This is a genomic window from Streptomyces violens, from assembly GCF_000717745.1.
Classification (GTDB): domain Bacteria; phylum Actinomycetota; class Actinomycetes; order Streptomycetales; family Streptomycetaceae; genus Streptomyces; species Streptomyces violens.
Genome location: NZ_JOBH01000018.1, coordinates 62,774 through 75,866, shown reverse-complemented (window position 1 = coordinate 75,866; position 13,093 = coordinate 62,774). Strand labels below are relative to the sequence as shown.

At 72.0% G+C, this 13,093-nt stretch carries 12 protein-coding genes; 6 read left to right on the top strand and 6 right to left on the bottom strand.

Annotated features, from left to right (window positions below; genetic code table 11):
- Positions 1-15: 15 nt before the first annotated feature.
- Positions 16-1,296 (top strand): TerD family protein, encoded by a 1,281-nt coding sequence (locus IF04_RS0129480; protein ID WP_030264563.1) that lies wholly within the window; start codon positions 16-18, stop codon positions 1,294-1,296.
- Here IF04_RS0129480 and IF04_RS0129475 read toward each other — a convergent pair.
- Positions 1,271-2,305: an MsnO8 family LLM class oxidoreductase gene (locus IF04_RS0129475; RefSeq protein ID WP_106975694.1), complete on the bottom strand. Its 1,035-nt coding sequence runs from the start codon at positions 2,303-2,305 to the stop codon at positions 1,271-1,273. The two genes, IF04_RS0129480 and IF04_RS0129475, sit on opposite strands and share 26 nt — an antisense overlap.
- 50 nt (positions 2,306-2,355) lie before the next feature.
- Positions 2,356-2,631, bottom strand: coding sequence for a hypothetical protein (locus IF04_RS0129470; protein WP_030264557.1), 276 nt, complete (start codon positions 2,629-2,631; stop codon positions 2,356-2,358).
- A 170-nt stretch (positions 2,632-2,801) separates the two neighbouring features.
- Here IF04_RS0129470 and IF04_RS0129465 point away from each other — a divergent pair, with 170 nt between their 5' ends.
- Both IF04_RS0129465 and IF04_RS0129460 read left to right on the top strand, forming a co-directional pair.
- Positions 2,802-3,044, top strand: coding sequence for a winged helix-turn-helix domain-containing protein (locus IF04_RS0129465; protein WP_030264554.1), 243 nt, complete (start codon positions 2,802-2,804; stop codon positions 3,042-3,044).
- Between the two features lie 60 nt (positions 3,045-3,104).
- Entirely contained in the window at positions 3,105-3,932 is an 828-nt protein-coding gene (locus tag IF04_RS0129460) for a class I SAM-dependent methyltransferase (protein ID WP_037961165.1), read from the top strand.
- 33 nt (positions 3,933-3,965) lie between these two features.
- On the opposite strand, the gene IF04_RS0129455 is transcribed toward IF04_RS0129460, so the two are convergent.
- Positions 3,966-5,402 carry an alkaline phosphatase PhoX gene (locus IF04_RS0129455; protein ID WP_030264547.1) on the bottom strand — a complete coding sequence of 479 codons (1,437 nt, stop codon included), beginning with the start codon at positions 5,400-5,402 and terminating at the stop codon, positions 3,966-3,968.
- A gap of 467 nt (positions 5,403-5,869) precedes the next feature.
- On the opposite strand from IF04_RS0129455, the gene IF04_RS0129450 reads away from it, so the two are divergent.
- Together IF04_RS0129450 and IF04_RS0129445 are read left to right on the top strand one after the other, a co-directional pair.
- A complete protein-coding gene (locus tag IF04_RS0129450) occupies positions 5,870-7,030 on the top strand; it encodes a chymotrypsin family serine protease (protein WP_245654551.1) in 1,161 nt (386 codons plus the stop codon).
- A 17-nt stretch (positions 7,031-7,047) separates the two neighbouring features.
- Positions 7,048-7,491, top strand: a complete 444-nt coding sequence (locus tag IF04_RS0129445) for a hypothetical protein (RefSeq protein WP_030264539.1) — start codon at positions 7,048-7,050, stop codon at positions 7,489-7,491.
- 127 nt (positions 7,492-7,618) lie between these two features.
- Here the strand turns inward: IF04_RS0129445 and IF04_RS0129440 are convergent, their stop codons facing one another.
- Entirely contained in the window at positions 7,619-9,100 is a 1,482-nt protein-coding gene (locus IF04_RS0129440; RefSeq protein ID WP_030264536.1) for a hypothetical protein, read from the bottom strand.
- A 280-nt stretch (positions 9,101-9,380) separates the two neighbouring features.
- Here IF04_RS0129440 and IF04_RS0129435 point away from each other — a divergent pair, with 280 nt between their 5' ends.
- Positions 9,381-11,210, top strand: a complete 1,830-nt coding sequence (locus tag IF04_RS0129435; RefSeq protein WP_030264533.1) for an endonuclease/exonuclease/phosphatase family protein — start codon at positions 9,381-9,383, stop codon at positions 11,208-11,210.
- Here the strand turns inward: IF04_RS0129435 and IF04_RS0129430 are convergent.
- A complete protein-coding gene (locus IF04_RS0129430) occupies positions 11,200-12,006 on the bottom strand; it encodes an EI24 domain-containing protein (RefSeq protein WP_051831654.1) in 807 nt (268 codons plus the stop codon). The genes IF04_RS0129435 and IF04_RS0129430 overlap by 11 nt on opposite strands.
- Positions 12,007-12,101: 95 nt before the next feature.
- The gene (gene dapD, locus IF04_RS0129425) at positions 12,102-13,085 is read right to left on the bottom strand and encodes a 2,3,4,5-tetrahydropyridine-2,6-dicarboxylate N-succinyltransferase (protein WP_030264526.1); all 984 of its coding nucleotides are present in this window, start codon (positions 13,083-13,085) and stop codon (positions 12,102-12,104) included.
- Between the last annotated feature and the right edge of the window lie 8 nt (positions 13,086-13,093).

Here is a 13,093-nt window from a genome sequence, read left to right as displayed (position 1 = left end):
TGGGGCATGACCGCTATGACTCCTGGCTCGAATATCCCGCTCTCCGCAGCGCGGGTCGCGGTGGACGTCACCGCTCCCGTGCGGCTCGACGTGTCGGGCCTGCTGCTGACCGCCGACGGCAAGGTCCGCTCGGACGACGACTTCGTTTTCTACAACCAACCGAGCGGTCCCGGCGTGACCCACACCGCGGGCACGAGCGGCGGTGGCGACACGATCACGGTGGACACCGCCGCCGTGCCGCCCGGCATCGACAAGGTCGTCGTGACGGCGAGCCTGGACGCCCCCGGCGCCACGTTTGCCGGTACGGAGCCGACGGCGACGGTCCGCAGCGCCGACGACGGCAGTGTGCTTGCCACGTTCACCCCTCCCCAGCTCGGCCCCGAGACCGCCCTGGTGGTGGTCGAGGTCTACCGCCGCGGCGACGCGTGGAAGGTCCGCGCGGTGGGCCAGGGCTATGCGAACGGCCTGGCGGGCATCGCCACGGACTTCGGCGTCAGCGTCGAGGAGCCCGCCGCGCCGGCCGCGGCGCCCGTCGCCCCGCAGCAGCCCGCCACGCCGCCCGCGCCGCCGCACCCCGGCGCGCCGAGCGCCGGCCAGTGGGGCCCGCCCGCCGGCGCCGCCGCCCCGCTCGCCCCGCCGACCGCCGTCCCCGGCGCGCCGGGCTCCATGGGCACCCCCGCGCCGCCGCCTGCTCCGGCCGCGCCTGCCCCCGGCGCCGGGAAGATCAACCTCGACAAGGGCCGGGTCAGCCTCGAGAAGAACCAGACCGTTTCCCTGGTCAAGGGCGGGCAGCCGCTGCTCTCCTCGGTCCGGATGGGCCTCGGCTGGGAGCCCGCCTTCCGCGGCAAGGACATCGACCTCGACGCGTCCGTGATCGCGTACGGCCCGGACCGCAAGAAGATCGACAACTGCTTCTTCGGCAAGCTCTCGATCCTCAACGGCGCCATCCAGCACTCCGGGGACAACCTCACGGGTGAGGGCGCGGGCGACGACGAGGCGATCACGGTCCACCTCAGCGGCCTCCCCCCGGAGGTCACGGGCCTGGTCTTCACGGTGAACAGCTTCTCCGGTCAGAAGTTCACCGACGTCGCCAAGGCGTACTGCCGCCTGCTGGACGCGCAGTCCGGCGAGGAGCTGGTCCGCTTCAGCCTGACCGGCTCGGAGAAGCGGACGGGCGTGCTGATGGCCAAGCTGATCCGGCAGTACAGCGGCGAGTGGGAGATGACGGCCCTCGGCGACTTCGTCGACTCCCGCACGGTCCGCGGCATGGTCAAGCCGGCCGCCCAGGCGCTGTGACCGGCGCGCCGTCCAGCCCTCCTACCGCCGCCGCCAGCCGGCGGTAGGAGTCCAGCTGGGCGGCGCGGTCGTAAGTACTGGTCGTGACCAGCAGCTCATCGGCCCCCGTGGCGGCGAGCAGCTCGGCGACCGCCGGGCGCACGTCGCTCTCCGTGCCGTGGATCTGACCCCGCTGTGCCGCCTCGTAGAACTCCCGCTCCTTCGCGGTCATGGCGGCCTCTCGCGCGAGCACGGCCTCGGCCGGCTCCAGCGGCGGGAAAACCCCGCGCGTACGGGAGTACGCCATCGCCCACGCCTCCGGGAGCAGCAGCCGGCGGGCCTCCTCGGTGGTGGCGGCCACCGCGACGGTCGCGGAGACGACGACGTACGGCCGCTCCCACAGCGGCGACGGCCGGAAGCCCTCCCGGTAACGCTCGATGGCGCGCAGCAGCGCGTCCCGCCCGCGCACGTCACCGATCACGAGCGCGAGCCCCGCCTCGGCGGCGATCTCCGCCCCGGCCCCGGTGGCCAGCACGAACGCGGGCACGCTCAGCCCTTCGGCGGGCCGGGCGTGCACCTGCGGGTGGGCGGTCTGGTCACCCGCGAAATAACCGATCAACTCGGCAAGCTGCGCGCCAAAGTCCTCTGCCGCGTCCTTGTCCGTCCCCAACGCCCGCCGGATCCCGTCGGTGAACCCGACCGAGCGCCCCAGCCCCATGTCGATCCGCCCCGGAAACAGGGACTCCAGCACCCCGAACTGCTCGGCGACGACCAGCGGCCGGTGGTTGGGCAGCATCACGCCGCCGGTACCGACGCGGATACGGCGGGTGGCGGCCGCGACGGCCGCCGCGAGCACGGTGGGAGCCGATCCGGCCACGCCCGGCACACTGTGGTGCTCCGACACCCAGAAGCGCCGATAACCGAGCTCCTCCACCTCCTGGGCGAAGCGCACGGTCTCCTGCAACGCTTCCGCCTGCGGCCGGCCCGCTCTCGTACGGGACCGGTCCAGGACCGAGATTCGTGGCGCCACTGTCGTCGAGTTCACCCTCAGTACAACGCTCCCCGCCGCCCGGGATTCCGCTACGCCTCCACGCCGGGCAGCCGCTCCCCCCGCAGGTCGGCGACGAGCGCAGCGTCCTCGACCGCCTGGGCCAGATACCGCACGGCCCGCCGCAACTCCGCCCCTGACGCGTCCGGGTCACCGGCCAGCGCACGCCCCCGGGCGACATCGGTCCTCGCCATGCCGAGAATCTCCCCCTCCATGACATCGGCCAGATGATTCACCAGCCCGTCCCCCAACGGCACGTAGGCCGTCCGCCCACCATCGGTCCACGGCAGCCGCCGTAGGCTCTCCATGTCGGCACTCCTTCACAGTGTCGGCCATGCCCCCGGACCGGTCGCACGGTCGCGGGGGTCTCTGCATGCCACGGTACCCCAACCGCGTCCCCCTGATACCTACCGCGGCCCACCGCACCCGGACGCGTCCTAGAGCTGCATAGTGCTCTAGGTAGCGCCAGGCTCGGGTCATGAGCGAGATGCCGCGCTACCGCTACGAAGAGCTGGCCGACCAGATCCAGGAAGAGGTCCGGTCAGGAAAGCTGGCGAGGGGCGCCGCCCTGCCCGCCGAACGCCGCATGACGGAGGTCTACGGCGTCAGCATCGGAACCGTACGCCGCGCTGTCGCACTCCTCCGCGAGCGAGGCGTGGTGGCCACACTCCCCGCGAAGGGCACCTTCATCCTGGGCACAGGAGCGGACGACGGGGCCTAGACCCGGTACTGTCCCGGTATCCGCAGAGCCGCGAACAGCGAGCCGCCGCGAGGAGTCCGGATGTCTGCCGACCAGCCGCCCACCGTTCCCTCCCTGGACGAGATCTACGGGGAGTTCGACCTGAGCCACGTGCCCGCATTCGCCGGTGGGTTCATCAACTTCGGGTACTGGGCGGATGTGCCGGCCGATCGGCCGGTGAGTGAAGCCGATCGGATCGGGACCGAGAAGGAGCTTTACCGGCTGGTTCTGCGCCGCTTCGAGCGTACCGAGGGGCAGGACGCCGTTGAGGTCGGGTGCGGGCTGGGGCTCGGCTCGGCCCTCGCGCTGTGCGAGTACGGGTTCGGGTCGGTCGTCGGGCTGGACATCCATCCCGAGCAGGTCCGGCGGGCCCGAGAGCGGAACGCCGCCGTGCGGGACGCGCACCCGGGGCGGCTGGACTACCGGCGCGGCGCGGCCGAGCGGCTGCCGCTGCCGGACGCCTCCGTGGACTGTCTTTTCTCGGTCGAGGCGGCCCAGCACTTCCCCGACATCCCCGGCTTCGCCCGAGAGACCGCGCGGGTGCTGCGCGCGGGCGGCCGGCTGGCGCTGACGACGTTCTTCGCCACCGGCCAGGAGGCCGCCCGCGCGCTGCCCGGACTGCTGCCCACCTACGCCGACGGCCTCGACCTCGCCCATGTGGCGGACGAGGTCGCCGCCGCGCTGGAGGGGGCCGGGCTGTCGGATGTGCGGATCCGGGCGATCGGGGAATCGGTGTGGGCCGCGTACGACCGGTATCTCGGCCAGGTGCCCGAGCTGCGCGACATGTGGCCGCGCCGCTTCCTCACCGCGTACGAGAAGGGGCTGCTGGATTACTACGTGATCACCGCGGACCGGCCGGGCTCCCCCTGAAGCCGGCCGGTCGGGTGGCGCGTCAGCGCCCCGTCAGCCCTGGCGCCGCCAGGGGCCGGTGATCGCGAGCATGATGCCCGGGTCCTGGATGTTGGCGAACAGCGTCTCGCCGTCGGGCGAGAAGACCGGGCCGGTGAACTCGCTGTACTCCGGCTCCTCCGCCGTACCGATGTTGATCTCGTTGCGCGCGACCGGGTAGGTCCGGCCGTCCTCGGTGGTACCGAAGAGGTGCTGCACGCCCTCGCCGTCCTCGGCGATGATCAGGCCGCCGTAGGGCGAGACGCTGATGTTGTCCGGGCCGTCTAGCGTGCCTTCCTTCGAGGGGTCGGCGTTGATGCCGAAGCGGACCTTGAGGGTGAGGGTGCGGCGCGCGGGGTTGTAGAACCAGACCTGGCCGTCGTGCTGGACCGGGCTCTCCTCACGGGCGTAGGACGACACGACGTACACGCCGCCGTCCGCCCACCACATGCCCTCCAGCTTCCGGGCGCGGGTGATCTCGCCGTCCTTGAACTGCTTGCGGACCGAGGTCGTACGGGCGTCCCGGTCGGCGACCTCGACCCAGTCCACGCCGTAGACGGTGCCGGGCTCGGTGGCCCGGGACAGGTCGTCGACGAAGCGGCCGCCGGAGTCGAAGCACTTGAACGCGGCGAGCACGCCCGCGTCGTCGGCGAGGGTACGGAGCTGCCCGCGGCCGTGCTGGAAGCCCTGCGGCGGGGTCCAGCGGTAGAGCAGGCCGTTGGGCTGCTCGGCGTCCTCGGTCAGGAAGACGTGGCCGCGCTTGGGGTCGACGACGACGGCCTCGTGCGGGTACCGGCCGAACGCCTTGACCGGCTTCGGGTCACGCGCCGCCCGCTCGTCGTGCGGATCGACCTCGAAGACGTAACCGTGGTCCTTGGTCATGCCGTTCTCGCCGGCCTTGTCCTCGGTCTCCTCGCCGGTCAGCCAGGTGCCCCAGGCGGTGCTGCCACCGGCGCAGTTGGTGGAGGTACCGGCGATGCCGACCCACTCGCTGATGTGGCTGCCGTCCTTGGAGACCTCCACGACGGTGCAGCCGCCGGCCGCCGCCGGGTCGTAGACCAGGCCCTTGGCGAGCGGCACCGGGTGGTCCGCGTCCGCGCGCGGGCCCTTGATCTCGTGGTTGTTCACCAGCAGGGTCGCGCCGCGCTGCCCCTCGAAGGTGGCGGTGCCGTCGTGCTTGGCGGGCGTGTACTCGCCGCTCTCCAGCTTGGTCACACCGGTACGGGTGATGATCTTGTAGCTGAAGCCGGCGGGCAGCGCGAGGATGCCCTTCGGGTCATCGATCAGCGGACCGTAACCGAGCTGCCGCGTCCCGTCGTCGCCGGTGGCCTCCCCGGTCTCCTCGCCGATGGCCCCGGGGGCCGTGGCCAGCACCCCGACGCTGCCGGCGAGCGCCACTCCGGCGCCGGTGTACGCGGAGCGCTTGGCGAAGTCCCTGCGAGTGAGGGGCATGGTTTTCTCCTGGATGGCTGGTTTCTTTCTCCCCCGTCCTGACACAGGCTTGCGGGCCCGTCCGAACAGCAGTTGAACGGGGCACGACGTCCAGGAAGCGTTTCGCCTGCGGCAGTGAACCATGACAAACAAGGTCATCCACGCCATGCCACCGCACACTGCAAGATTTCTGGCTTACCGCCTTGACCGCCCCCGCAGTGGGCAATAGACATTCCCTACCTGCATCACCCGTAAGGCGAGCGCCGGACCGGCGGCCGTACGGACGGGTCGCCCGTACGCGCCAGTACGGACAGGCCGCCCGCTCCAGGCCGTACCGGGCCCTGCGTCTCCCTCCGAGAGCCGGCCGCCACGGCGCGGCCCGGCCCGTCAAGCCACACGCGGTCCCGCCCCGGAAGCCGTACGCCCGCCTGCCCGGCGCGCGACGGCCGGGCGCGCGGGACGGCCCACCGGGGAAGAGGTGGTCTGGTGTGAACCAGCCCGAGATGATGCGCGGCCCCACCGGCGGACAGGTCAGTGACACCTCCCGCCAACAGGCGCTGTCGGACTTCATGAACCCGCAGCACCCGCTCGCCAACGTCGTCGGCTTCGGCCACGGCGTGAAGTGGACGGGCGGCGAGCCGACGGGCGAGGAAGCGGTCCTGGTCTTCGTGACGCAGAAGGTCCCCGAGTCGGTACTGTCCGAACGGGACGTCGTGCCGCACGAGATGGACGACGGCACGCCGACGGACGTGGTGGCCGTCGGCCATGTCGCGGCCCAGCGCACCCGCCTCACCGCACCGGGCGGCGGGACGGAGGAGCAGTCCGGGTTTGGCCCCGACGGCAGTACATCCGTACTCTCCCGGCCGCTGCTGGACGAGCTGGGCCAGGAGCTCGACCGGCTCCGCACGGCCACGGAACCGCAGCGGCTCACCCGCAAGATGCGCCCGTGCCCGTCCGGCTTCTCGGTCGGCAGCGTGCGGATCACCGCGGGCACGCTCGGCAGCGTGGTCTACGACCTGCTGCGCGACGCGACGATCAACCCGCCGGAGCCCGGCACCGGAATCCCCGCCACGTACTACATCCTGAGCAACAACCACGTGCTCGCCGACTCCAACCGGGCGCCGCTGGGCAGCCCCGTGGTGCAGCCCGGCCCCGCGGACGGCGGCATGGACCCGGGCGACCGGATCGGCACGCTGTCCCGCTTCGTCGCGATCCAGTTCGCGCCGCAGGTCCCGCTGACGCAGCAGAACAACATCGTGGACGCGGCGCTGGCGAAGGTGGAGTTCCACGACGCCACCCGCGAGCAGTACTTCAACGGCCCGCCCAGGGCCTGGCGGCGCAAGGCTCAGGTCGCGGTGGGCGACCGGGTGAAGAAGGTCGGCCGGACCACCAACCTGACCGTCGGCCGGGTCCTCTCCACCGACGCGACCATCGACGTCTCGTACGGCACGGCCGGCACCGCCCGCTTCAAGGACCAGATCGTCACCACGAACATGTCGGCCGGTGGTGACTCCGGTTCCCTGATCACCTCGCTCGACAACGTCGCCGTCGGCCTGCTCTTCGCGGGATCGCAGCAGGTCACGATCGCGAACCACATCGAGAACGTCCGCGCGCTGCTGCGCGTCGAGATCGCCGAGCAACTGGCCTGACCAGGGGAGCGAAAGCCATGACGAGCGCAGCCAAAAAGAAGGGCCAGGGGCAGGAGCACCGGTTCATCAACGCCCAGGGCTCCGAGGTCAAGACGCGGGACGAGGCGTTCGCCGCACAGCGCGACGTATCGGCCGAGGCGCTGTGGGTCACCGCGAAGATGCGGCTCAGCAACGGAGCGCTCACCTTCGACATGGAGGTGAGCTACAACCCCAACACCTATCCGCACGTCATCACCGGCGGCCGGATCACCTCCGGCATCTGCGGCGCCCCGTGGGACATCACCGGCGGCGAGCTCGGCCCCCGGCTGGTGCTGCGGGCCACCCGCCCCGGCGGCTCGGGCAACTGCGCGCAGACCATGACGGTCGTCGGCCAGTTCCAGGTGCCGCTGTCCTACCGCGGTACGTACGGCTTCAACGGCCAGTCCGCATCGTTCCCGCACACGACGCAGTACCTGTGCTGAGGCAGTGCTTGTGCTGACTCAGTACTTGCGCTGAGGCAGTACTTCTGCTGAGGAGCTCGACGGGCTGACGGCCCGCCGGGCTTCCGCAGCAGCTTCAGCAGTACCGAAGCGGAGTACCGACGGGCCGTCAGTTGTCCTTCTTGGAGCGGGCCTTGAAGGCCGCCTTGCGGGCCTCCTTGGCCGCCTTCTTGTCCGGGTGCAGCCGGCCCATCGCCTCCAGGACGTCGGCGGTGGCCGGGTGGTCCACCCGCCAGACCGCGTCGAAGAAGCCGGTGTGCTGACCGACCAGCCCCTCGATCAGATCCCGCAGCTCGGCCGCGTCCTCGTCGGCGGTGCCGAGCTGCGCCGCGAGCGTGTCCACGGTCAGCCAGAAGATCATGTCCTGGGAGGGCTCGGGGATGCCGGTCGCGCCGTGCTCGGCCAGCCAGACCCGGGCCAGCCCGCCGAGCTGCCGGTCGTCCAGCACCTCGCGGAGCGCGGGCTCGGCCTCCGGGCCGACCAGCGAGAGGGTCTGCTGGCAGGCGAGACGGCGCTGCGGCGCCCGGTCGTCGTCGCCGCGCGCGGCGGACAGCAGGTCCCGGGCCGCGCTGAGGCTGTCGCGGGCCGCGAGCCACTGCTCGGACTCGGCCTGCGCCAGGGTCTCGGGGTAGTCCGGCAGCGCGCCGAGCAGTACGTCGGCGCCCTTGCCGGCGAGGTCGCCGACGGCCGGGGCCTCGACGCCCGCGTCCAGCATCCGCGCGCGGACCGCGTACATGCCGAGCGGGGTGAGCCGGACCATGCCGTACCGGCTGACGTCCTCGTCCTCCAGCGGCCCGGCGGCCCGGACGGTCTCGCCGTCCTCGTCCAGCTCCTCGATGAGCGCCTCGTCCACCGGCTGGTACGCGACCAGGCCGATCGGCTCCAGCACCCGGAACTGGTCGTCCAGGCGCATCATCGCCTCGGAGACCTCTTCGAGGATGTCGTCGGTGGGCTCGTCCATGTCGGCCGGGACGATCATGGAGGCGGCGAGGGCCGGCAGCGGGACGCTCTGCTCCGGGTCCTCGGCCAGCGCGCAGAGCATGTAGAGGTTGCCGAGGATGCCGTCCAGCAGCTCGGCCTCGTCCTCCGGATTCCAGTCGATGGAGTCCAGGTCCAGCTCGCCGCCCTCGGCGATCTGCTCCACGAGGTCGCCGAGGTCGGGCGCCGCTGCGTCGGCCAGTACGGTCTCCATGCCGCCGAGCCAGATGGCCAGCACGTCCTGCGGGCTGCCGGCGGTCAGCAGCCGCAGCTCCTCGCCGGGCGTGGCGGTACCGGACGGGGCGCCGTCGGGCAGGTCCTCGTCCTCGCCCGCATGCTCCTCGATCTCGACCAGGCCGGTGTCCACGGCCAGCTGCCACGCCTCGGCGGCGTAGCCGGTGCCGTCCTCGTCGACGGCCAGGTCCAGGTGGACCGCGGCCTCGGCGAGCTGCTCTTCGAGGAGGTCGCCGCCGACGCCGACCGGTACCTCCCGCTCGGCCCAGCGGGCGAGCTTCGCCGCCCGGGCGAAGAGGGGGGCGCTCAGCGCGTCCCTGGCCAGCTCCGCTTCGGGGTGCAGCCGCACCGGGGGAAGGGTGGGGCGCTCGTCGGACATCTAAGGTTCAGCTCCTCGGGCGGACTACTGCTGGTGCGTCGCCCAAGCGTAGACGGAATCGTGATGATCCCGGGCGGTTCACCGGCCCGTCCGGGGTGCACGGCGGCCCGTCCGGGGTGTATGGCGGCGGGTGGTTCACCGGCCCGCCCGCCGCCGTACACCGGGCGAGTATTGACAACTCACGGCGGCACACAAGAGATTGACGCGCGTAGCGGACCGTCCTCCGATACGCAGCTCGGCCCTTTTCCTCCCTTGTTTCCCCACGCTTCCGGAGGCCACCATGCCGTCCCGCCGTACGTTCAGCAGACCGCTCACGCTCGCCTCGGCGGCCGCCGCGGCCCTCGCCGCAGGGCTGCTCGCCGTCCCGCAGTCCGCGGCGGCGGCCGAGGCCAGGATTCACGACATCCAGGGCGGTACCCGAATATCCCCGCTGGCCGGGGAGCAGGTCACGGGCGTGCCGGGCGTCGTCACCGCCGTACGGTCCTTCGGGTCCGCGCGCGGCTTCTGGTTCCAGGACCCACAGCCGGACCGCTCCGCCGCCACCAGCGAGGCCGTCTTCGTCTTCACCGGGAAGCAGACCCCCGAGGTCGCCGTGGGGGACGCGGTGGAGGTGAGCGGCACGGTCACCGAGTACTACCCCGGCGGCAAGGACGCCGGGCTGCAGTCCGTCACCGAGATCACTGGCGCGAAATGGACGGTGAACTCGGCGAAGAATCGTCTCCCCGCGGCCTTCACGCTGGCCCCCGGCTCCGTGCCGAATCGATACGCCCCGGACAACGGCGGCAAGGACATCGAGCCGCTGAAGCTGCGGCCCGGCTCCTACGCGCTGGACCGCTACGAGTCGCTGGAGGGCATGCGGGTCGCGGTCTCCGACGCGCCGGTCGTCGGCCCCACGAACACCCACCACGAGCTGTGGGTGACGGCCGAGCCCGGCCACAACCGCACCGCGCGCGGCGGCACGCTCTACAGCTCGTACGCCGACCCGAACGCGGGCCGCCTCAAGGTCACCTCGCTGATCCCGTTCGCCGAGCGGCCCTTCCCGGTCGCCGACGTCGGCGACGCGCTGACCGGCACCACCGCCGGGCCGCTGGACTACGACAACTTCGGCGGCTACACGATCGAGGCGACCGACCTGGGCACGCTCGCCGACCGCGGGCCGGCCCGCGAGACCACCCGCAAGCAGTCCGCTGACGAGCTCTCGGTGGCCACCTACAACGTCGAGAACCTCTCCCCCAAGACCGCGCAGGCCAAGTTCGACCGGCTCGCCGAGGCGCTGGTGAAGAATCTCGCCGCGCCCGACATCGTCGCCCTGGAGGAGGTCCAGGACGACAACGGGGCCACCAACGACTCGGTGGTCAGCGCGGACGCCACGCTCAAGAAGCTCACCGACGCCGTCAAGAAGGCGGGCGGCCCCGCCTACGAGTGGCGCCAGATCGACCCGGCCGACGACCAGGACGGCGGCCAGCCCGGCGGCAACATCCGCGTCGCCTTCCTCTACAACCCCGAGCGGGTCTCCTTCACGGACACGCCCGGCGGGAACGCGACAACGCCCGTGAAGGTCGAGAAGAAGGACGGCCGTCCGGCGCTCTCCGCCTCCCCCGGCCGCATCGACCCGGCCGACGCGGCCTGGAAGGACAGCCGCAAGCCGCTCGCGGGCCAGTTCTCCTTCCGCGGCAAGCCGGTCTTCGTGGTCGCCAACCACTTCAACTCCAAGGGCGGCGACCAGGGCCTGGACAGCCGCTTCCAGCCGCCGGCCCGCACGTCCGAGGCCCAGCGCACCGCCCAGGCCGAGGCCGTGCACGGCTTCGTCGAGGACGTGCTCGCCGTCGACCCGAAGGCCGCCGTGATCGTCGCGGGCGACCTGAACGACTACCAGTTCTCCCCGGCGCTGAAGAAGCTCACCGCGGGCGGCGTCCTCACCGACCAGGTGAACCGGCTCCCGAAGCCCGAGCGCTACGGCTACGTCTACAACGGCAACTCCCAGGCCCTGGACCACGTACTGACCAGCCCGGCGCTGTCCCGTGCCGACTACGACATCGTGCACCTCAACGCCGAGTTCGCCGACCAGGCGAGCGACCACGACCCGCAGGTGCTGCGCGTCAGGCCGTGAACCCGGGGTGCGGCGCGGGGGCCTCCCCCGCGCCGCCCGCGAGCGCCTGTTCCGGCTCTCGCTCCCCCACCAGGTCCCGCACCAGCAGCGTCGCCCCCGCCACCGCGCCCGGCATCAGGATCACGGCGACGAACGGTACGAGGAAGAGGAGCACGAGCGGGGTGCCGAAGCCGACGGCGAGGGCCTTGCGGCCGCGCAGCAGGCGCATCCGCTCGCGGACGGGTATCCCGCGGCGCTGCAGGGCCACCGAGGCCAGTTCGAGGGTGAGGAAGAAGCCGGAGACGCAGAAGCCGATGGCCGGGATCACGGTCTGGCCGATGACCGGCACAAAGCCCAGCAGGAAGAAGAGCAGGCCGAAGCCGGCCGCGCGCAGCAGGACGTACACGCTGTCCTTGAGCGCGATCCACACCTCCCGCCACAGCGAGTGTCCGGGCCCCTCCGGGCACTCTCCCTCGGACTCCTCCACCTTCTCGGACAGCGACTCGTAGAACGGATCGCCGACCAGCAGCGTGACGGCGGTGAAGGTCAGCACGGACAGCAGCAGGCCGCCCGCGACCAGCAGCGCGACGAACAGCCCGCGCAGCAGCCCCTGCCAGGGCGAGCCCCAGCCGTCGGCGAACGGCGTCGCCCAGGCCGCGAGGTCGTCCGCCCAGAAGAAGAACACGGTCAGCGCCACCGCGTACAGCACGAGGGTGAGCAGCGCGGGCAGCAGCCCGAACCCCCACCACCGGCCGTGCCGCGCAACCCAGCGCTGCCCCTTGCCCCAGTAACCCAGCCCCGCCACAAGATCACGCATACGACCACCCTAGCGGGCACCACTGACAACGCCGACGGCCCGTGCGGTCCGGGGGTTCCGGAGCGCACGGGCCGCCGATCGGCGCACCGTATGCGTCAGTTGTGGTGCAGCACGTCGTTCAGGCCGCCCCACTCCGCGTTGTTCGGGCGGGCCTCCACCACACCGGTGGTGGAGTTGCGGCGGAAGAGGATGTTGTCGGCGCCGGACAGCTCGGCGGCCTTCACGATCTGGCCGTCGGGCATGGTCACGCGGGTACCGGCGGTGATGTACAGCCCCGCCTCGACCACGCACTCGTCGCCCAGCGCGATGCCCACACCGGCCTCCGCGCCGACCAGGCTGCGCTCGCCGATGCGGATGCGCTCCTTGCCGCCGCCGGAGAGGGTGCCCATCGTGGAGGCGCCGCCGCCGATGTCGGAGCCGTCGCCGACCACGACGCCCTGGCTGATCCGGCCCTCGACCATGGAGGTGCCGAGCGTGCCGGCGTTGAAGTTGACGAAGCCCTCGTGCATGACGGTGGTGCCGGCCGCGAGGTGCGCGCCCAGGCGGACCCGGTCGGCGTCGGCGATGCGGACGCCCGCCGGGGCGACGTAGTCCGTCATCCGCGGGAACTTGTCGACGCCGTACACGGCGAGGTGCAGGCCCTCGGCGCGGGCGTTCAGCCGTACGGTCTCCAGCTGGTCGACGGCCACCGGGCCCAGCGAGGTCCACGCGACGTTCGCCATCAGGCCGAAGATGCCGTCGAGGTTCTGGCCGTTCGGCTGCACCAGGCGGTGGCTGAGCAGGTGGAGACGGAGGTAGACGTCGTGCGCGTCCAGCGGCTTGTCGTCGATCGAGGAGATGACCGTGCGCACGGCCACGATCTCCACGCCGCGGCGGGCGTCGGTGCCGAGCGCCTTGGGCGCGGCCTCGCCGAGCAGTTCGGCGGCGCGCTCGGCGGTCAGCCGCTCGGTGCCGGCCGGGCCGGGCTCGGCGACGAGCTCGGGCGCCGGGAACCAGGTGTCCAGGACGGTGCCGTCGGAGGTGACGGTGGCGAGTCCGGCGGCGACGGCGCCGGTCGTACGGGAGGTAGCTTCGGTCATGCGGAAAA